Annotated in this window: 16 protein-coding genes; 10 read left to right on the forward strand and 6 right to left on the reverse strand. The window is 51.5% G+C overall.

From position 1 onward, the window contains the following. The first annotated feature begins 55 nt into the window (after positions 1 to 55). The gene (locus tag NSQ46_RS11035) at positions 56 to 625 is read left to right on the forward strand and encodes a YdcF family protein (RefSeq protein WP_342576986.1); all 570 of its coding nucleotides are present in this window, start codon (positions 56 to 58) and stop codon (positions 623 to 625) included. A gap of 106 nt (positions 626 to 731) precedes the next feature. Here NSQ46_RS11035 and NSQ46_RS11040 read toward each other — a convergent pair whose 3' ends face one another. Beyond that, positions 732 to 1,955: an RNA polymerase sigma factor gene (locus NSQ46_RS11040; RefSeq protein ID WP_251537509.1), complete on the reverse strand. Its 1,224-nt coding sequence runs from the start codon at positions 1,953 to 1,955 to the stop codon at positions 732 to 734. 333 nt (positions 1,956 to 2,288) lie between these two features. Here NSQ46_RS11040 and NSQ46_RS11045 point away from each other — a divergent pair, with 333 nt between their 5' ends. From NSQ46_RS11045 to NSQ46_RS11065, 5 genes are all read left to right on the forward strand, one after another. Next, positions 2,289 to 2,906 (forward strand): ribonuclease HII, encoded by a 618-nt coding sequence (locus tag NSQ46_RS11045; RefSeq protein ID WP_144866178.1) that lies wholly within the window; start codon positions 2,289 to 2,291, stop codon positions 2,904 to 2,906. Positions 2,907 to 2,990: 84 nt separating this feature from the next. Next, positions 2,991 to 5,018 carry a hypothetical protein gene (locus NSQ46_RS11050; RefSeq protein WP_342576765.1) on the forward strand — a complete coding sequence of 676 codons (2,028 nt, stop codon included), beginning with the start codon at positions 2,991 to 2,993 and terminating at the stop codon, positions 5,016 to 5,018. Further along, entirely contained in the window at positions 5,015 to 5,317 is a 303-nt protein-coding gene (locus NSQ46_RS11055; protein WP_213617085.1) for an EscU/YscU/HrcU family type III secretion system export apparatus switch protein, read from the forward strand. The genes NSQ46_RS11050 and NSQ46_RS11055 overlap by 4 nt, the downstream gene beginning before the upstream one ends. Next, a complete protein-coding gene (locus tag NSQ46_RS11060; RefSeq protein WP_213617083.1) occupies positions 5,317 to 5,694 on the forward strand; it encodes a YraN family protein in 378 nt (125 codons plus the stop codon). The genes NSQ46_RS11055 and NSQ46_RS11060 overlap by 1 nt, the downstream gene beginning before the upstream one ends. Before the next feature lie 395 nt (positions 5,695 to 6,089). Further along, positions 6,090 to 6,638 (forward strand): hypothetical protein, encoded by a 549-nt coding sequence (locus tag NSQ46_RS11065; RefSeq protein ID WP_341032975.1) that lies wholly within the window; start codon positions 6,090 to 6,092, stop codon positions 6,636 to 6,638. A gap of 222 nt (positions 6,639 to 6,860) precedes the next feature. On the opposite strand, the gene NSQ46_RS11070 is transcribed toward NSQ46_RS11065, so the two are convergent. After that, positions 6,861 to 7,517 carry a DUF4386 domain-containing protein gene (locus NSQ46_RS11070; protein WP_341032976.1) on the reverse strand — a complete coding sequence of 219 codons (657 nt, stop codon included), beginning with the start codon at positions 7,515 to 7,517 and terminating at the stop codon, positions 6,861 to 6,863. 66 nt (positions 7,518 to 7,583) lie between these two features. Continuing rightward, positions 7,584 to 9,728 (reverse strand): LuxR C-terminal-related transcriptional regulator, encoded by a 2,145-nt coding sequence (locus NSQ46_RS11075; protein WP_341342164.1) that lies wholly within the window; start codon positions 9,726 to 9,728, stop codon positions 7,584 to 7,586. Between the two features lie 286 nt (positions 9,729 to 10,014). Between NSQ46_RS11075 and NSQ46_RS11080 the strand changes: the two genes are divergently transcribed. Beyond that, positions 10,015 to 10,560, forward strand: coding sequence for a hypothetical protein (locus NSQ46_RS11080; RefSeq protein ID WP_341032978.1), 546 nt, complete (start codon positions 10,015 to 10,017; stop codon positions 10,558 to 10,560). A 474-nt stretch (positions 10,561 to 11,034) separates the two neighbouring features. Here the strand turns inward: NSQ46_RS11080 and NSQ46_RS11085 are convergent, their stop codons facing one another. Together NSQ46_RS11085 and NSQ46_RS11090 are read right to left on the reverse strand one after the other, a co-directional pair. Further along, positions 11,035 to 11,391 carry a hypothetical protein gene (locus NSQ46_RS11085; RefSeq protein WP_341032980.1) on the reverse strand — a complete coding sequence of 119 codons (357 nt, stop codon included), beginning with the start codon at positions 11,389 to 11,391 and terminating at the stop codon, positions 11,035 to 11,037. Between the two features lie 239 nt (positions 11,392 to 11,630). Then, entirely contained in the window at positions 11,631 to 13,238 is a 1,608-nt protein-coding gene (locus NSQ46_RS11090) for a YifB family Mg chelatase-like AAA ATPase (RefSeq protein WP_341342163.1), read from the reverse strand. Positions 13,239 to 13,634: 396 nt separating this feature from the next. Here NSQ46_RS11090 and NSQ46_RS11095 point away from each other — a divergent pair, with 396 nt between their 5' ends. The 3 genes from NSQ46_RS11095 (at position 13,635) to NSQ46_RS11105 (ending at position 17,124) form a co-directional block, all read left to right on the forward strand. After that, positions 13,635 to 15,167, forward strand: a complete 1,533-nt coding sequence (locus tag NSQ46_RS11095; protein ID WP_341032982.1) for an extracellular solute-binding protein — start codon at positions 13,635 to 13,637, stop codon at positions 15,165 to 15,167. A 154-nt stretch (positions 15,168 to 15,321) separates the two neighbouring features. Further along, positions 15,322 to 16,245: an ABC transporter permease subunit gene (locus NSQ46_RS11100; RefSeq protein ID WP_341032983.1), complete on the forward strand. Its 924-nt coding sequence runs from the start codon at positions 15,322 to 15,324 to the stop codon at positions 16,243 to 16,245. Positions 16,246 to 16,260: 15 nt separating this feature from the next. Next, on the forward strand, positions 16,261 to 17,124 hold the full coding sequence (locus tag NSQ46_RS11105; RefSeq protein WP_251537516.1) for a carbohydrate ABC transporter permease: 864 nt from the start codon (positions 16,261 to 16,263) through the stop codon (positions 17,122 to 17,124). Between the two features lie 20 nt (positions 17,125 to 17,144). Here NSQ46_RS11105 and NSQ46_RS11110 read toward each other — a convergent pair whose 3' ends face one another. Then, the gene (locus NSQ46_RS11110) at positions 17,145 to 19,391 is read right to left on the reverse strand and encodes a helix-turn-helix domain-containing protein (RefSeq protein ID WP_341032984.1); all 2,247 of its coding nucleotides are present in this window, start codon (positions 19,389 to 19,391) and stop codon (positions 17,145 to 17,147) included. Between the last annotated feature and the right edge of the window lie 829 nt (positions 19,392 to 20,220).

Consider the following 20,220-nt stretch of genomic DNA (forward strand, 5'->3'; position numbering starts at 1 on the left):
TTTACTAGTTAATCTAAACGGGGAAAATACGCAGCCAATGACAGGAGGGGCTATGATGCCATTTCCATTCGACTGTATTAGCGACTTCATGTTTTTTGAATCAGAGGTGGACCAATCCGATGTTATTTTAATACCAGGTGCCAGCCATCCTCAACTTATGGAAAGGGCTGCAATGTTATTTCATCAGGGCATCGCTCCATGTATCCTGCCTTCTGGCGGCTCCACGCCGCATGTCGAAACAACGGAATGGGAGTTTCTGAGAAATGTTGGAGTTTCACTAGGCGTTCCTCCAGAATCCATCCTGAAGGAAGATAAAGCAGCGAACACCTTTGAAAATGCGCGCTTGTCACTGGAAGTATTGCAGCAACATGGCATTCATCCCAGGAAGGTAGTACTGGTCTGTAAAAACTACCATGCTCGAAGAGCGCTTTTAACTTATCAATTTGTATTTCCAAGCGAGACGGTTTTTTATGTAAGCCCAGTGATCGACAAGACGGGGACTTCTAAAGACAACTGGCATCAAGATGAAGAAAAAATCAAATACGTAATGAACGAGCTTGAAAAAGTAGGGAAGTATTTCAGACCGGCTATATACCGACTGGAGTCGAGTAGAAGCAACAGTTAGAAGTTCAACGATCGGCAAACGGTCAAGGGGAAATGGATGCCCCGTTTCGAGAATCGAAGAGCAAAAAGCCCGGTACATTGCCGGGCTTTTTGTGTTCGAATACCGTTTATCTTTTTAAATAATCAACCATCCTCTGATGCAATTCAAGCTCGGAGCATTGGAAGATCCGGTTAAAATCATGAGGATTACGGATCACTTCGTTTAACGTATCGATTCCATATTGCTCAATCACAAATTCCACGAACCTATAGGAGAACTGAAATCCTTTCATCGTTTCGAAGTCCCAGGTATCGTTATTCAATTCATCAAAAGAAGGGATCTCCAGATTGCGGATCGCATCTTCTGTCGAGCCTTTGATAAAGTCTTCAGTCATCTGTTTGGCTTCATACCCGCCGATCCCCTGCCGTATCCATTTAGGAACCGAGGGATTGATTTCACTGATTAACCACATGGTGAACAAGTGGACGGTACTTTTCAAGATAGATTGATACGTATGCTTGGGTCCCGGGTTCAACGGAGATACGATTTTAAGAATATTCCCCTCATAAGTGCCCATAAACCAATTCGGCGCATCGGCTTCTCCTACTGCCCGATGGAAGGTTGGCAGATCGGGGTATATTTCAATGATTACTTTTCGCAATGGATCGTGATGGTATTTCGACGAGACTCGTTCAACATGGTTCCCGAGTTCAACGAACAAGTCATGATGCACCTTATTCAGACGCTGGTGCGTCCCCTCGCCGTCACCCTTATTGACAATGGAAATAAAATCTTGAATCGACATGATGGTGATGTCCCCCCATTCTTTCAGTTCTTTCCTTAGTTTTTCCAGAGAGCGGTACAATCTGTTCTTCACCGCGCTTTCACGCATGCCAACGATCTTGGCGATTTCAGGCAGCGTGCAGTCCACAAAAAAGCGTAATGCAATGATTTCTTGGTCGAGCTCATTACATGCTTTAAGCGCGGCTCCAATATCAATCCGAAAATCAACATATTTCGTAAATTCAAGGGAGATCGATTGTGATTCGAAAGCCGTAAAATCGAATGGAGCTTCTTTTTTGCGCGACAGTCTCCGATATTCGTTTTTTAACGTATTCTGGGCAATCTTGAAGATCCATGTGAATACATTAGAGCCGGCTCTAAAGTTGTGAAAATTTTCGACAGCCTTCAAAAAGACCTGCTGCGTCAAATCATCCGCGGCCATGGGGTTCAATTTCACCGAAAAGTAGGTGCGGATTCTTTGACGATACAGCTTATACGTGCTTTCAAAGCTTGTAATGCTAGCCTGCTTATCCGGATAAACAGACTTGGTGTCCTGAGCTCCTGACATTTTATAGAACCTCCTCTTGATTTACAATGAATTAGACACCGAAGAGAACCAAAAAGCCACGTACTTGCAAAAAAATATATGAATACATCGTTCCTATCCTTCATTGCCTGAATCATGACACGATCAGAAGATATGTCAAGATGGAAGGATGGTAAAACCAGTCAAACCAAGGTGATCGATCCAATCGGATGGGATGACGCTGGCCTAGGGATGTGATACTCTAGTAAAAGGGGAGATCGATCTCGTACGAAACTGCTAGAAAGCGAGAAAATAATCCTCAAGTTAGAGTGAAGCCATCATGCTTTGTATAGGAGTACTAAGGAGCTATCGCAAATGACAGATTTATTGATGTACGAGCGGGAGTATTGGCCCCGTTATTTACATATTGCAGGTGTTGATGAGGTCGGGCGCGGCTGTTTGTTCGGAGATGTTGTCGCTGCTGCCGTTATTTTGCCGGAGGGTCTTGTGATTGAGGGGATCAATGATTCTAAGAAGCTGAGCGCGAAGAAGCGGGATGCCCTCTATGAACAGATCATGGACCAGGCGCTGGCCGTAGGCATCGGGAGAGTGGATGCCGAGACGATCGATCGTATTAATATTAAGCAGGCCGCCCGGCTCGCGATGAAAATGGCCTTGGATCAGCTTGTTGTCACTCCCGAGTTCCTGCTTGTCGATGCCGAACGGGTCGATTGCGATATCCCGCAGCAGGCGATCATCAAGGGAGATGCGAACAGCCAGTCGATTGCGGCGGCTTCGATCATCGCCAAGGTGACCCGCGATCGGTTATGCGAAGGGGAATGGGAGGCACAGTACCCCGGATACGGGATTGCCGTACATAAAGGTTATGCCACGAAGACGCACCGGGAGCAGCTGCAGCTGCACGGACCTACGCCGATGCACCGAAGAAGCTTTCTGAAAAATATGGAGATCGAGCAATTATCGCTGTTCTAACTTTATCCCGCTAGCAGCCCGCCCTTGTCAAAAGGCGGGCTGCTGCCGATATAAATAGGAAAAGGAACGTTTGGAGGAACCATCGTGAACATCGGATCGTTGATACGCGGGCTGCTGGGAGAGCAGAAGCCGGGAGACGTCAAGGCGCTGGAGCTGAAACCGGGTCAGGTCGTTCGCGGAGTTGTAATGAATGTATCGGAAGACGGGCAGGAAGCCGTCGTACAAATTCAAGGGGTGCAGGTGAAGGCCAAGCTGGAGACTCCGCTGCGTGCCGGCGAAACGGCGCTGCTTCAGGTCCAGCCGCCGGGTGAAGGGGGAACCGCGGTTCTTAAACCGTTATCTCAAATGCCCGGCCAGCCGTTGTCGCCATCGTCTATGTCGGAGGTATTGGAATTCGCCGGACTCCCGGATACGAAAGAGAACCGGGAAATGATCCGCAGCATGCAGCAAGCGGGAGTCCCATTGACCAAGGAGCATATCGCTTCGTTTAAAGAAGCCATGATGGCTAAGCCTCCCCAAGTGCCCGCCGCGGAATGGGCGGAATCGGCGGCAATTGCGTTCCACCGCGGGCTGCCGGTTACCGCGGAGAGTGTGAGAGGACTGCATCAGGCGGTGTTCGGCCCGCAGCTGCATCAGCTGCTGCAAAGCCTCGAAGGGGAGCTTGCGCATGCGCTGCAGGGGGGGACCGCAGCCGGAGGGCCGGCCGGAGCAGGAAGCAGCTCTCTGGCGGCTCCACCTGCAGCAATGCCAAGCCATACCCAAGGGCCGGAACCAGCGCCGAGCGCGCAAGCCGGGGCCGCCCAGGGCAGTGCAGCGGCGGGCAGCGGAGTGCCAGCCGGGCAAGCGCAGGCTGCCGGCCCGCAGGCTCTGCTGACGAAGCTGCAGAGCCTGCTGCACCAGCTGCGCGGCGAGCTTGCGCAGCTGCCGGCTCACGCGGCGCAGCCCGCAGCCGCGCCGGCCGCAGGCCATGCCGCCGCGCCTGCGGCAACGGCGGCAGCGCCGGGCGAAGGGGCCTCAGGCCCTTCGCCAAAGCCGCCCACCCCTGGCGCGGAGCCATGGGTGGGGCGGCTGTTGAAGCTGCTCGGTGCGGAGCACGAGCAGCAGGCCCTGCGCGGGGCAGGCAGCAGCCCCGCGGGAGAGGCGGCGCGCGCAGCGAGCGCCGCGCAGCCCGGCGGGCAGCAGGCGGCAGCGCTGCCCGGAAGCGGCGGCCCGGCCGCAGGCGGGTCCGCCGGGGCGGCCGGCCCTGCCGCCGGCGCCGTGGCCGGGCAAGCCCCCGCAGGCGCCGTGGCCGGGCAAGCCCCCGGCACCGGGGGGCTTGCTGCCGCTGCTCCAGGCGGGCAGGCACCTGCTGCTGCTAGCGCGGCAGCATCGCCCTCGGCAGCCCGGCCGGACAGCGGCGGCGTCGGCTTGGCCCCTGCAAGCCACCCGGCCGCATCGCAAGCCCCGGCGCCAGGCGTGAACGGTCAGGGGCCGGCCTCTAATAGGGTACAGGCATCTCCGCAGCTGCAGCCGCCCGCATCCGGGATCGCTGCAGCCGGAGCGGCCGGCGAATCGCCAGCGGCTCTGCAGGATTCGCTGAAAGGGGTGCTGCTGCAGGTGATCGCTAGTCCGGATGCCCCGCCTGCACTCAAAGAAGCGGCCCAACAAATCGTACAGCATTTGACGGGGCAGCAGCTTCTGCTGAATACGGACAGGACGGCTCCGTTTGCGCAAGTCACGATGTTCATTCCCCTGCACGGGCCGGGAGGCGAGCAGACCGCATCCGTCCATATCCAGTCGCGCAGGGGGCGCAAAGGAGAACTGGATGCAACCAACTGCCGGCTGCTGTTTGATCTGGATATGAAGCATCTGGGTCATACCTTGATCGATGTGCAGGTTGTTGACCGGATCGTCAGCTTGAGCTTCCGGAATAATCAGGAATGGACCGCAGAGCTGTTCCAGGCCATGAGGCAGGAGCTTGCCTCGGGCATCGCTTCGATCGGCTATCAGCTGCTGAGCGTCAAGACCGAGCCGATGCCGGAAGGACCGCAGCAGATCGGCGAACAGGCGGTGCAGGGCACCGCTGCGGATTATATGCCGCAGACCTATAAAGGGGTGGACATGCGGATATGAACGAGCAGCAAAATGGGCTTATCACGGCAAGAAAGAAAGCCGTCGCCCTTAAATATACGCCCGGAGAGAGCGATGCGCCGGTTGTCGTAGCCAAAGGACAGGGCAAGCTGGCAGAATCGATCCTTGAGAAGGCAAAAGAGCATGGCGTGCCGGTACAGGAAGACGCGGCGTTGGTTGAAATTTTGTCGAAGCTGGATTTGGATCAACAGATTCCGCCGGAGCTGTATCAACTGGTGGCAGAAGTGCTGACCTATATATATCGGGCGGATCGACAAGCCGGGGAAGGGGGAATGCCATAATGCCGCAGGCGGGAAAGGACAACCGAAGGCAAAAGGGAGCAGCCGCCGAGGAAGCCGCGGCCATCTGGCTGCAGGAGAAGGGCTATCGGGTGCTGGACCGGAATTGGCGATGCCGATTCGGCGAACTGGATATCGTTGCCGAATGGAAAGGTGCGCTTATCTTTATTGAAGTGCGCAGCCGAAGTGGAGCGCCGGGCTTTGGAATGCCGTCCGAGTCCGTGAATGCCCGTAAAATTGTGCAGGTTCGAAATACCGCGCAGCAGTATGTCCATTCCAAAAGGCTGCATGACTCCCCGGTTCGTTTTGATGTCATTTCGATCCTGCTTCGCGACGATATGACGGTAGATGCGCTGGAGCATATTCCGGATGCGTTTTAAGGGACCGTGGCCGAACGAGATAATGAAAGAGAAGGTGGTGGGTGGGGAAACCCGATCACCTTTTTGGCTTGCTCAAATCTACGTACTGTATCCAACAGCCTTCAACCTCTGGAATGGATCAGCGTTTTCCTGGAGAAGCCTCGGAGAGCATGGAGAGCATAGGAATGATCCGATATGCGGCTCAGCCATTGCCCTTTTTTAGGGTGAAAGCTGCAAATGGAATGGACCTTTTTCATGCTCCCGCTATCGTTAATGTGAATCCAAAGCGACCTTTCACCTGCAATTTGACCTATTGTTTAGATGATTGGTCCTGTTATACTTAAAGCCGTAATCACAAAGTGGGTAAAAATGATAGGTTGTATAATTTGATTCCAAAAATGGGGATTGGAGTAAAAGTGGAAAAGCGACGATTTCTTTTAACCTTTGGCCGGAATTTGGATCACAGTAATATCGACTACTTGGTAAAGAGCCGATTATCCAAGTATAAGGGCGGGATCCAGAAGGATTATTTTAACCCCATTCTTCATAAGGGGGCCGACGTGATTCTCAACTACCAGATCATCGATACGAACTTTGACCGAATCTCATCTAAATATTATTTGGATGACTATCATGTTACGGAAGCGCAGAAGAACGGGTTCCTGCTTACTTTGAAAAAGCTAAAGGGGACCCATGTCTGGTGCGATCCGAGAGTACAAGGCCATGCCTTTTGTGTAGTGGACGAAATCGAGTACAGTTTTTATGTCTATCGATCACTGGAAGGACAAGAATACCGGTTTCCCCAATATTACAGTGATGATGAAAATGCTGATCCTATTGTGCATCGTCAACTGCATAAAATGCCTGAAGAAGAACAATATTTGCAGTTTCCTTCCGATTGGAGTCGCGAGGTCAAGGATGAAATAACGATCAGATGGATTAACGTACTGATTAGCATGAAGTAAATAGTAGATGAGTAAGGCCCTGCAAAACCTCCCGGTAGTGCAGGGGGCTTTATTCCAAGCATGACTTCTTTGTCATGTTTACGGAGTTGAATCTTCACCGGCGGGGTCCACGACTCTAGATGAGCGGGATTTCGATCCTTGCTTGTTTGTTCAAAGCACTCGTCTCTGAGTCAAAATCCTATTCGAGCTCCATGTTCTTTTTCTTCGCAATCCCCTTCATTACTAATGCGCCGCATGAAGACGAAATCCTTTAATCATGATCCAAATGGGAAAAACGATTTCAAATATGGCCCCTGGAACGTACAGAACGGGTCCGATGTCTTGACCGATGATCGCCAGACAGCTGCTGGCCAACAAGGCGGCATACCCGATGAAACCGATGACTGACAAAAACCGCGGCACCAGCCTCGATCGATAGAGGACATGACAAAGCAGCAAGCTGCCCAAGCTCAGTACGATCATGGCTATTTGAAAGAGCATAGAATGCGCTTCTAGCAATACATTGCCTATCGTTTCAAAGTAAGGATGCATGGACGTACCTGCCGAAATGGAATGATGACTCAGTGCAATAAGTATAAACGGAGCGACTGTACTTATGATCAGCAGCACAGACTCAACGATTCGGGATCCGAAGTATCCGAGCGCAAACGGTTCGTTATGCTTCTTTAAAATGGGGTACAGAAGCATGGCAATCCCCATAACCGCTACGGCGTTGATCAATTCCAACAACGAGCCCATGACCACATTTATTCGGTCGGAATACAGATGCGTAAGAAAATCCGGGCGATGCAGCACAGGATCCAAAATTCCGCTCCCGATCATGTAAGCACACGTCGATACTAGAAACAAAGCCCCTGCAACCTTTGCCATTCTTTTCATGTTGATCTCCCCTTGGCTCATTTTATATGCAGTATAGCTCCAAGAGGAGTGGTGCCTGTAGACACTTTAGTGTGGTTCTCGGTGGTTCGGGAGCAGATTCAATTCAGCGGCTCGCGCGATTGCTTCCGTTCGTCTTTGCACCTGGAGTTTTTCAAAAATCCTGCGATTATGCCCTTTGACCGTGTCCAAGGCCAAAAAGAGTTTCTCGCCGATTTCCTTGTTTGAAAGCCCCTTTGCAATGAGCCCAAGCACTTCGAGCTCCCGCTGACTGAGCGGCTCAATGAGGCTGCTCGTCACTGCATTTTTGCGCATTCGTGCTAGTCCACGCTGCGCTTCACGAAGAGCCGGAAGTGGCAAATCTCCGCCCAATCGCAGAGCCTCTTCGTAATATTCCGCCGCTGTGCGGGTTCGATGTTCAGCTTCCTCGATTTGCCCTAGTCCCGTGATGGCGATTACTGCCATCAGCTGATGCCCCATCATTCGGCTGTTCGATATGACTTCGTTATAGGCGTCACGAGCGTCGGAATAAACTCCGCGCCGCTGGCTGGCGACGCCCAGCATCCAAGCGGCTGCCGTCCGCACGGGAAGATTATCCGGTCGCAGATAAGAGAGTGCACGGCGTGCCTGAACAATTACTTGGTCGATTGCATGGTCGATTTCTTGATGTTCACTTACCCCGGCATCCCTTGCGGGTGCAATCAGCTCGACAAGATCATTCGTCTTATCGTCTGGCCGTGTAATTTGCATCGCCGTTTCGGCTTTCCTTAATTTGTTGACCTCATCGGAAGGGCTGCCGGCCAACACCAATGATGCCAATGTCGCTCGAGTGGCGGCAATCACTCCGATCAGATCCCTGACACGGACGTCTTCTTCGGCACCTGCCAAAGCCGCCTCTGCTGCAGCCAGCTTGTGCTCAACGCCTGTCAGCTTGCCCGTGATCAGCAACGCTGAACCATACATCACCCACAATGCAGGTCTGGCGTTCAATTCGGCAGCAGGCAATGACGCCAGCCAGTTCAAGGAAATGCTCGCAGCCCCGCGAAGATGCAGCGGCATTCCATTGCCTTCGAGCAGCAATGCGGCGCGATCCATGTCGTTGGATTCCACGGCGTGGCGGAATGCTTCGATTTCGTAGCCATTGTGTTCGTACCAGGCACTCGCTCGTCTATGCAATTCCGCAATATGGCTCTCCTCAAGACTTTCCTGCAGCCTTTTGCGGAGTAAATCGGCAAACAAATGATGATAGCGATACCATCGTCGTTCATGATCCAACGGCACGACGAACAGATTCTTGCGCTCAAGCTCCAATAATGTTTCATTACTGGAAACCGACTCATCGAACATGACATCGTCACATAAAGACCCGCAGAGCCGCTCGAGGATGGATGTGCGCAGCAAAAAGGCTTGAACGGCCATCGGCTGCCGATCCAGGACTTCTTCTACCAGATAATCGAGGACGAAATGATGGCGGCCGTTAAAAGACGGAATGAGCTGAACGGCGTCACGATCTCCCTGGATGGAGAGCGCTGCCAGATGCAGACCGGCTATCCAGCCTTCGGTACGCGATTCCAATGAGGCTATTTGATCCCCGGATAATTCAAGGCTCATGCCATTGTTCAAAAAATCCTCGGATTCGGAGAACGTAAATCTTAAATCGGCTGCACGCAGCTCGTTCAATTGGTCCCGAACCCGAAATCGAGCCAGCGGGATGTTTGGGTCTTCGCGGGTGGTTATGACAAGATGCATTTGTGAGGGAAAATGGTTCAGCATGAAGAGCAAAGCAGCATCGACCGTTTCCGATTTCACTGCGTGATAATCGTCTAGAACAAGGATGAACGGAGATGAAATCGCAGAGATTTCATGAAGGAGAGCGGTCAGGATCCACTCGGTCGGCGGCGGTTGGGGAGTTTGAAGCACAGCAAGTATGCCTTCCCCTATATTCTCCTTAAGTGTCTGTAATGAAGTAATCCAACAGGTCAAAAAGCGTGTAAGTTCGCTGTCCCCTTCTTCGAGCGATATCCATGCGGCCGCCCGCCCGCAGCTGTTGAGCCATTCGCTGACTAACGTCGTTTTGCCATAGCCCGCGGGTGCGGAGATCAAGGTTAACTTGCGGTAACACCCCTTGCTGAGCCTCTCGGTCAATCGCCGCCGGAAAACCGCATGCGGCCGAGGCGTGGGGATATAAAATTTGGTTATATTAGGTGTACTCATAGCTTCATACTACTCCAAACGATTTTTACCATCAATGGGGTAAATCGTTTCGTGCAGAATCCTCAAGAAATAAGACAAGTGATCGGGAAACTGCGGGAGAATATTCGGACAACTCGGTCTCAGGTAGCTGAGGCGGTTGACAGGGAAAGTTTGAGGCTAGATGTTTTCACTTCCCAATCTAGAATTCATACTCGATGACACTATCATACAAAAGATAGTTGGGACGACCATAAAGGAAATATTGATTTATACCATAATTCACTTCAAAGTGGGGGTCAGAGTAAAATTGGAAAAACGACGATTTTTATTAACGTTTGGTCGTAATTTAGACCATAGTAATATCGATTACTTGGTAAAGAGCCGATTATCAAAATATAAGGGCGGGATCCAGAAGGATTATTTTAACCCCGTTCTTCATAAAGGGGCAGAAGTGATTCTAAACTACCAGATAATTGATACGAACTTTGATCGCATTTCATCAAAGTATTATTTGGATGATTTTCATATTACGGAAGCCCAGAAGGACGGCTTTTTACTATCATTGAAAAAGCTAAAAGGGACTCATGTATGGTGTGACCCTCGAATTCAAGGCCATGCATTTTGCGTAGTGGATGGGATCGAGTTTAATTTTTATGTTTATCGATCACTAGATGGACAAGATTACCGCTTTCCTCAATATTATTCTGCTGACAGTAATGCTGATCCTATCGTGCATAGTCAGCTGCATAAAATGCCTGAGGACGAGCAATATTTGCAATTTCCTTCCGATTTAAGTAGAGAAGTCAAAGATGAAATTACGATTAAATGGATACAGAAACTGATTAAAATGTAAATAAAAAAGTTGAAAGAGTTAAGACCCTGCACTTTAACATTCGCAGGGTCTTACTATGTTCTTCAACTAACTAGGGGATTGAGAATTCTCTCATAAGTACGACTAATCTTCGCTAATGGTATTGATATTGCTTCACTTTCCACATGTAGTTCAACTCACACCTTGATATTCGGAATATTTTTGGCAGCCCTTTGCGAGGGCGACGGCCTGTTCAGAGGAGGGGGCCCTCCTTGCGAAGATCTGCCGGAGCGAGATTAATCGTGATTAACTCAAGGGATACTCCGACCCATCAGTTTTTGATCGCAGTCCGATCTTGTTCCAACGATTCACAATGGAGGAGTCTGGAAGTCCGATAATGCTATAATAGAATACATTGTCAGTAGGATCTCCTTGACTCGACAAGGATCAATTGGCACAAAGAGAGTGAACAATGCCCCACAAAGGAATTTATCCTTAAGAGGGGCATTTTTTCTTTTACTTACTCTTTTTATACTTGGTATGATAAGCGATCACATATTGTTCTTCGGACTCTTCTACAGCAATCATATCCATATGGTTCTTATCTTTAATTTTGTATAGTTTAGTTCCTGCTTCATAGGAGTTGGAGCTTATTATATGATCATCATCATGATCGCTTACATCTGTAGAGGATACTTCTATCTCGCCTATTTGATCCGCTAATTCATCCTTAGGAATTTTGTCATTGCTTGCAATGTATACCTCTTTTTTTATTTTGATCATGTTATTCGACGGGAAACTTCCCGCGGAAGAAGAGCATCCAACCAGAACTAAAAAGAATAGGATTAACATGATTGACCGTTTGTTCTTCATAATTCCTCCAAATATAAACTAGCTCCAAAGTGCATTGGGCCATGAGAGTTCTATATGTATATGAAGTTAAAGTATCGCCAACATACATGCTTTTGAACCTATACGATTTATAGAGACTCCTTCGGAACTTACCCGTTTGAGGCCATACTCTATTGAAATTTCTGATTGTTAGAACAATTCATCAGAATCAACCACCATCCAGGTCATTGGGCAGGGCTTTAATTGGTTGTCATACACCCTCAGCCCGGCTCCTCCGTAACGATGTACTGCCGATCCAGCTGGCGGTATTGAATGGCTTCGGCAACATGGCGGCTCTGGATGTCGGCGGAAGCCTCCAGATCCGCAATCGTCCGTGCCAGCTTCAATATCCGGTCATATGCCCGCATGCTGAGCCCCAGGGAATCGAGCGTTACTTGGAGAAGCTCCGCTGAAGCTTTATCGAGTGCAGCGTGGGTTCTTAAATAGCTGCCGAACAATTCGCTGTTCCAGCGGATCGGAAGGCGGCGGTATCGCTCCAGCTGAATGGTCTGGGCGGCATAAACCTGGTCGCGCATCGCCTTCGAGGACAGCGGCGGCGTGCTTCCCGGCCATTCTTTGGGCCTTGGCACGTCAACCTGCAGATCGATCCGGTCCATTAAGGGGCCGGATATCCGCGCGCGGTATTGGGCGATCCTCGCCACGCTGCAGGTGCATTGCTGTGCCGGATGGTCGCTGCCGTAATAGCCGCACGGACACGGATTCATCGAGCAAGCGAGCATAAAATGCGCGGGAAAGGTAAATACGGCCCGCGCCCGGCTGATCGTCACCTCCCGATCCTCGAGCGGCTGGCGGAGAACCTCCAGCACATGCCGGGAGAACTCGGGCAGCTCATCGAGGAACAGAATGCCTTTGTGGGCAAGACTGACCTCGCCGGGCTTTGGGATCGTTCCGCCTCCGATAAGCCCGGCGGCGGATATCGTATGATGGGGAGAGCGAAACGGTCGCTTCGTCATGAGGCCCTCAGTCTTCTTCAGCTTACCGGCAGCGCTGAAAATTTTCGTAGTCGTCAGGGCTTCCTCCTCCGCTAGCGGAGGAAGGATGGTTGGCAGACGCTTCATGAGCATCGTCTTTCCGGTGCCGGGCGGCCCGATCAGCATAATATTATGCATGCCTGCCGCCGCGATGGTGAGCGCCCGCTTGATATGCTGGTGGCCGAGCACATCCTTGTAATCCTCCAGCGGCTCCTCCCGGCTCCGGTCAGCCGCCTCGTTCGAGTGTTCTAAACGCCCGGTATACCGGAGCCGCGAGAGCGAAACGGCTGCGCTCGGGAGCTTCGAGGCGCGGGAAGGGTTTGACCGCATTGGCCCATCATCCCCGGCGAGCTCCTTCAAATGCGGCAAGCCGTACACCTCGATGCCGCCGATTAAGGAGGCTTCTTGCACGTTCTCCATCGGTAAGAGAACGCCGCGGAAGCCGTCCCGCTTCGCCTGCTCTACCATCGGCAGCACGCCGGTTACGGGTCTAAGCGCTCCGTCTAGCGCCAGCTCGCCGATGATTAAGAGCGAGGCGGCATCCTTGAACTCCAGCTGTTCACTAGTGATTAATATGCCGAGGGCAACAGCCAGGTCAAAGGAGGAGCCTTCTTTACGAAGATCAGCCGGAGCGAGATTAATCGTGATCCGCTTCAAAGGATATTCGAACCCGCAGTTTTTGATCGCGGCCCGGACTCGTTCCACCGATTCACGGATGGAGGAATCCGGAAGTCCGATAATGCTGGTTTGCGGAAGTCCGTTGGCCAGATCGACTTCCACCTGAATAACGACGCCGTCGATGCCGTGCAGGCAGGCGCTGTGCAGCTTTCCATACATAAATAAGAAGCACCTCACTTTCGCGTATTAGGTAAATGACAATGTGCGGTCATCATGCACACACGAAAAGGGTGCTTCCTCATTTTCGTCAATCGAGTATAGTCCGTATTGTAAAAGTTTACCTGGCACATGTCAATTCAGAAACTCCTCGATGAAGGCGGATTGGTCTAAAGAATCCAGTCGTGAAGCGGGCTGCCGACGATGAGTTGACCGGATTTCAGATCATTGCCACTTTTTCAGAATCGCAGGTTCGGGCAACAAGAGGAAAGAATGTAAGTAGCCAGAATAGAGAAACAGCGGATAGAATCAAGCTCGTAAACGAACGCCCCAAGCTGCAAGCTGAAATGGTGGCGGGGGCGAGCGTGGCAGATCATATGAAATGAAGGAGAGGGTTACATGAAATTTTGGAACCGGAAATGGGGGAGGGTCGCACTCGCCGCGGTACTGACCGGTGCATTGCTGAGCGGCTGCGCGAAAGGTGAAGCAGGAAAGGAGGGAAATGCAGGATCGCTCGGGACGAAGGAGATTACGCTGGACATGATGACCTTCTCCCATACGAACTGGCCCTATAAAGAAAATTGGCCGATTTATCAATATTTGAAGGAAGCAACCGGTATTTCGTTTAAAGTTCAGCCTGTCATGAGCGATTATACAACGACGATGAATCTGGCGATTTCATCCGGCGAAATTCCCGATTTGATGATGGTCAACAGCCTGAACGCCGCGAATACCCATGGTGCCAGCGGAGCGTTCGTCGATTATTTCGAGCATTTGGACAAGATGCCGAATTACAAGAAGTTTCTCGAGGATCACCCGGAGGTCAAGGCAGCGATCCTGTCTCCGGAGGGAAAAAACTATTTTATGCCGCTGTATGGGCTCGAACAGCAGTCCAGGCGATCCTGGCTGTACCGGGATGATATTTTCAAAAAGCATAATTTGACCCCGCCTACTACCTATGACGAGCTCTATACGGTTGCCAAAAAACTGAAAGAGCTGTATCCGGACAGCTTCCCGATCGCCGTGTTCAACGGTTTAAGCCCACTGGTCAACATGGCGCCGGCGTTTAATACGAGCAGCAGCTATTATTACGATTACGAGAAGGAAGAATGGCGCTACGGACCGACGGAGGACAATTATCGGATCATGGTCGAGTACATGAACAAGTTTTATACCGAGGGCTTGATCGCACCGGATTTCATGGCGCATAAGCGCAAGCAGTTTAACGATCTGCTTCTTCAGAATAAAGCGTTTATCGCAAGCGATTATATCGGCATTATGGACGAGCTGCCGCTCATGCTGGGCGACAAGGCATCCGAGTTCAGCCTCGATTACATGTTGCCGCCTGTCGGAACGCCGGACGGTAAATCCCACAACGTGTTTGCAGGACTCCAGACCGACGGGTTCGCCGTAGCGGCCAATTCGAAGGAGCGGGATACGCTGCTGCAGTATTTGGATTTCCTGTACTCGCCGGAAGGAATCGAGCTGGCTACCTGGGGGAAAGAAGGGGAAACCTACACGACCCAGAACGGCGTCCGTAAGTTTAAAGACGACTACAAAGAATTCGGCGACTTGCGTACGAAGACGGGCATTGCCACCATCGGCGCCCATACGGTGCTGGATATGAGCGCATTTGAATCGATGTATTCACCCAAAATGCAGGCAGCTATGAAAATCGCGCCGGAGCATGAAACGAAACCGCAGCCGAGGCTGGCCTATACCAATGAAGAGAATGAAGTGCTTAGCATGGTGGGAGAAACCGTCAAGAAGTACCATGAAGAGCAAATAGCAAAATTTATTTTGGGACAGAAAAAGATGGACGAATGGGACGCCTACGTGGCCGAGGTGAACCGGCTGGGCGTGCAGCAAGTGCTGGATGTGCACAAGAGCGCTTACGAGCGGACGCAAAAATTCGTGAATGAAGGAAAATAGCAAAACGCAAGGTTGGGATTAACTTGGGCAGCTTCCACTAGGCCGGCGTTCCGGCTGTGGCGTTTGTGGCCGCGGCCGGTGCCGGCCAGGTCCGTGGCAGCCATGCGCTTCCCATCCCAGCTTAGCTTGATCAAGCGTTACGAAGGAGGATTTCATGTTGCAAGCATCCCGCCGCCCGGGCTTTCTGCGCAAAGTGAAACGGGATAAATATTTGCTGTTATTGCTGCTCCCATGCGTTCTGTATTACGTCATTTTTAAATACGTTCCCATCTTCGGCGTCTCGATCGCCTTCATGGATTACAATTTGTTCAAGGGCATCACCGAGAGCGATTGGGTCGGCTTCAAGTATTTCAATATGTTCTTTCATACCCCCGACTTTTGGCCCGTGCTGAGAAATACGTTTCTGCTCGGGTTCTATAAGCTGTTGTTCGGGTTTCCGGCTCCGATTATTTTGGCCCTGCTGATCAATGAGGTACGAAGATCCTTCATGAAGCGGTTCGTCCAGACCGTCAGCTATCTTCCCCATTTCATATCCAATGTGGTGGTGGCGGGTATCGCGGTCATGTTCCTGTCGCCTACCGGAGGGATGGTGAACCAGCTTCTGAGCGCCTTGGGTCTTGAACGCATTAATTTTCTGGTGGAGGCCTCCTGGTTCAGAACCATCTATGTAACGACGGACGTGTGGCAGCATATCGGCTGGGGGACCATTATTTATTTGGCGGCCTTGACGGCGATTGATCCGCAATTATACGAAGCCGCACGCATGGACGGGGCGAATCGCTGGAAGCAGACGCTGAACATAACGCTTCCCGGAATCGCACCGGCGATCGTCATCATTCTGATTCTGGATATCGGAAAAATTCTCGAGATCGGCTTTGAAAAAGTATATTTGCTTGCAACCCCGGCCACGTATGAAACCGCTGACATCATTTCCACCTATGTCTATCGCGTCGGTTTGACCCAAGGCAATTACAGTTACGCCACGGCAATTGATCTGTTTACCGGAATCATCAGCTTTATCTTCATCATTGCAGCCAACGGGTTCAGCCGCAGGGTCAGCGGCAGCAGCATCTGGTAGAGGGAGGAATGGAATGTGAAATGGAAGTGGAACTGGTTCGATGTCTTAAACGCATTGATTTTGCTCGGCGTAGTAACCGCATGTCTGTATCCGTTCATTTATATGCTGGCCGTCTCGCTCAGCGATTCGGCAGCGATTGCGTCAGGCACCGTATGGCTGTGGCCAAAAGGCTTTAATTTGGATATGTACCGGTATGTATTTGAAGATGGAAGGGTACTGAAGGGTTACAAAAATACCTTCATCTATGTCGTGCTGGGAACCGCGATTTCCCTGATGGTAACCGCGCTCGGCGCATACTCATTGTCCAAGACCAAAATGGTTATGGGCAAGCCGATTCTTATGATGATCGTGTTCACGATGTTTTTTAACGGCGGAATGATCCCGACGTTTCTTGTGGTCAAAGAGCTCGGCTTTGTCAATACGGTGTGGGGCATGGTTCTGCCAGGGGCCGTCGGCACCTGGAACCTGCTGATCATGAGAACCTTCTTCATGGGAATGCCGCAAGAGCTGGAGGAGTCGGGCAAAATCGACGGCTTATCCGAGGTCGGTATTTTCTTCCGGATCGTGCTGCCGCTTTCCAAGCCGGTGCTGGCGACGATCGGATTGTATTACGCCGTCGGCATGTGGAATAATTTTATGGGCCCGCTGCTTTATCTGCGGGATGCCGATATGCAGCCGCTTCAGGTCATCTTGAGAAACATCGTGCTATCCGGGCAATTCACGGGAACCGACGGCCCGGTGGTCGGCGATATCGTCGTCGTGGAGGATGGTCTGAAATTTGCCACCATCATGGTGTCCACCGTGCCGATCCTGCTGGTATACCCGTTCATCCAGAAATATTTCGTAAAAGGAGCGTTGATCGGCTCCGTTAAAGGTTAAACGGCCGGCACGGCCGCCTGCTAATTCCGGATCCAATGGGTTTTCCGGTAATCGCCGGGCGGCTGGCCGGTTAATTTTTTGAACATGCGGATAAAGGATGTGACATTACGATAGCCGATTTGCGCGCCAACTTCCTGGACCGGCATATTTGTCGTTACGAGAAGCTCCTTCGCTTTCCGGATGCGGATCGCATGTAGATGATCGCTGAAGTTGCTGCCGGTTTTTTCTTTAATATAGCCGGACAGATACGTCGGCGACATGTTGAGCTTATCCGCCAATAGCTCCAGTGATATTTCCTCGGAAATATGGTTTTCCATAAACTGGGCAATAAACTGAATGATATCGTAATTTTCTTCTCGCTTTCGTCGAATCGCTTCCGCTGCACGGGCAAGCTCGTTCAGCAGCGCCTGTTTGTAGTGTTCGGGAGTGACGCAATGCGCAAGCGGCCGATGATCGGATGGAAGCGGGCTTGATTCGATGTTCAGCAGCGCCATCGTTTTTCGGATACGACTGAGGACGGCAAGGGCGAAATGATGCAGCTGATCCGCCGTCGCGCCCCGGCGATGAAGCGAATCAAACGCCCGATCGATGAGCTGTTGGCAGCTGACTTCATTGCCTGCTTGCAGGATTACGTAAAATTCATGCTCCTGCTCAGCTGTAAAGCCGGTCACGTCCTCCCGCGGCGCCTTTTCCCATATAATCTGGGTTTCTTCGACCGGCATCGCTTGAAGCAGCAGCGACATCGCTTCCGTGTAGGCCTGATCGAAATGGGAAGTATGCTGGAACACGGACGACACGGCAATCGTAACCAGGTAAGTGCCTTGGTCTTGATCGAATATCCGCTTCAAACCGTTCAGGCAGGCGAGCAGACGCTCCGACCTTTCCTGCGTGTATACGATTGACAAGATCTCTTTGCTGTCCATTTGAAGCGTATGGGATAACGGAAAGGCCTCCTGCACTTGAAGGCTGATAATGTCTTTGATTTTGCCGGTGGCCTTGGTCAGCATTTCATCGAGCAGTTCCGAGGGAGTATGCCTGTACCTTAGCTGGAACACAACGATCATAAAGGCACCCTCGCTTACCGGCAGCTCAGCTGCGGCGGCTGCGTCAATGTTGATGTTTTTGAAGCGAGCCATATAATGATAGCTTGTCAGCAGAGGCTTGATATGGTCCATCCATGCCTTGATCTGCTTGCGTTCATGATGCAATCCCTGCAGATGGCTTGCGATCGCGTTGAATTCGGAAATGGTGCCCTCATAAAGGTGCTGTTCGGTTTTGCCAAGGCCCGTGATCATCCGCTTTAAAGGCCGGTTAATGTTGCGGGTAAAGAACCAGGATGCCAGCGTTCCGATCAGCAGCGTCGTGGCAAACAGCAGCGCCGCGATCCAATTCATGCGGCTGATGCTGCGGTTCAGCTCATTATGGGGAATGATGGATACATACGTAAGACCCGAGCGGTCCCCTTTTTCAAAAAAATAGTAATTCCCCTTGTCCTTAATCCATTCGAATGTTCCATTCCATGCAGGCAGCGGGGCATCCTTAGAGGATGGGGCGGATTGAAACAATGGCGTTCCGTCCTGATCAAGCAGCAGAAAGCGGGAGCCGGACATGCCTTTATAGGATTCATACCAGCTGTTCATATTGACCAATGCGATAATTTCCCATGGGCTTCCAGGGACATGGCTGACCAGCGGGAGCAGTTCCACCTCGCTGCTCTTGGGCTCAATGGTAAAGCCGCTGCTCGGAAGGGCCTGCAGGAAAGCGTCTGACCTGTCTGCATCCTTTATCCAAAACTCGTACGGATACTGCTCGCTGACGTAATAGTGCCTAAACATCCGGTCATCATCCACCATACCGTCGCTTTCCAGCAGAAATGAGTGGCTTCGATAGTAGATCATCACGTTCTGTAAATGATAAAACGGCTGCGTCACAATCGTGCGGATTTGATCCATCACCAAGTCCACCTGCAGGTAATCGATCGCCTGCTTGCCGCCTTTGTCGGCTTGCCGATTAATATTTCCCACGAATTCGTTGTGCTGAAGGCTGAGGAGCAGGCTTTTCCAAGTCGTATACTGTTTCTCGAAGCTGTCCACGGTATTCCGGATCAGCGTCAAATTGTATTTTACGATCTCGTTGTGGACATTCCGCGTATAAAACGTCATTGACCAGATGTTGTAGGAGGAAAGCAGGATGATGACGATCAGAAAATAAACGAGCATTTTAAAAAATAAGGAATGGACCGAAAAACGGGAGGTCAACCACTGCATGCCGCAATCTCCTTTATGTTTGAATCCGCTTACCTGTTATGTATCGTCATCCATTGTACAGGATCAACCATTCGGGATAAAGAGTTTTGAGCCCCAAAAGCTGCTGCAAGCTCAGAGCAAGTCCCGAAAAGGGACTTGCTTGCGCCAAAAGTAGCTCCAAACCCGGAGCAAGTCCCAAAAAGGGACGTGTGCGCACCAAAAGCAGGTTCAAGCCCGGAGCAAGTCCCGAAAAGGGACTTGCTGGCGCGAAAAGCAGCTCGAAACCCGGAGCAAGTTCCAAAAAGGGACGTTTGCGCACCAAAAGCAGGTCCAAGCCCGGAGCAAGTCCCAAAAAGGGACTTGCTAGCGGCAAAAGCAGGTCCAAGCCCGGAGCAAGTCCCGAAAAGGGACTTGCAGGCGCCAAAAGCAACTCCAAGCCCGGAGCAAGTCCCGAAAAGGGACTTGCTGGCGCCAAAAGCAGCTCCAAGCCCGGAGCAAGTCCCGGAAAGGGACTTGCTGGCGCCAAAAGCAGCTCCGGGCCCGGAGCAAGTCCCAAAAAGGGACGTGTGCGCACCAAAAGCAGGTCCAAGCCCGGAGCAAGTCCCAAAAAGGGACGTGTGAGCGCCAAAAGCAGCTCCAAGCCCGGAGCAAGTCCCGAAAAGGGACTTGCTGGCGCCAAAAGCAACTCCAAGCCCGGAGCAAGTCCCAAAAAGGGACTTGCAGGCGCCAATGTAAAGTTACCCTCCAAAGTCTCCCAAAAAAGTCCAACTAAAACGCCCACCCCCCCACTTATTCAACTTCAGACCCCAAACTGAGAGTTAGAAGGAGGCATCCCCTTGTACTGCTTATA

Source organism: Paenibacillus sp. FSL M8-0142, assembly GCF_038597315.1.
GTDB classification, from domain to species: domain Bacteria; phylum Bacillota; class Bacilli; order Paenibacillales; family Paenibacillaceae; genus Paenibacillus_AQ; species Paenibacillus_AQ lactis.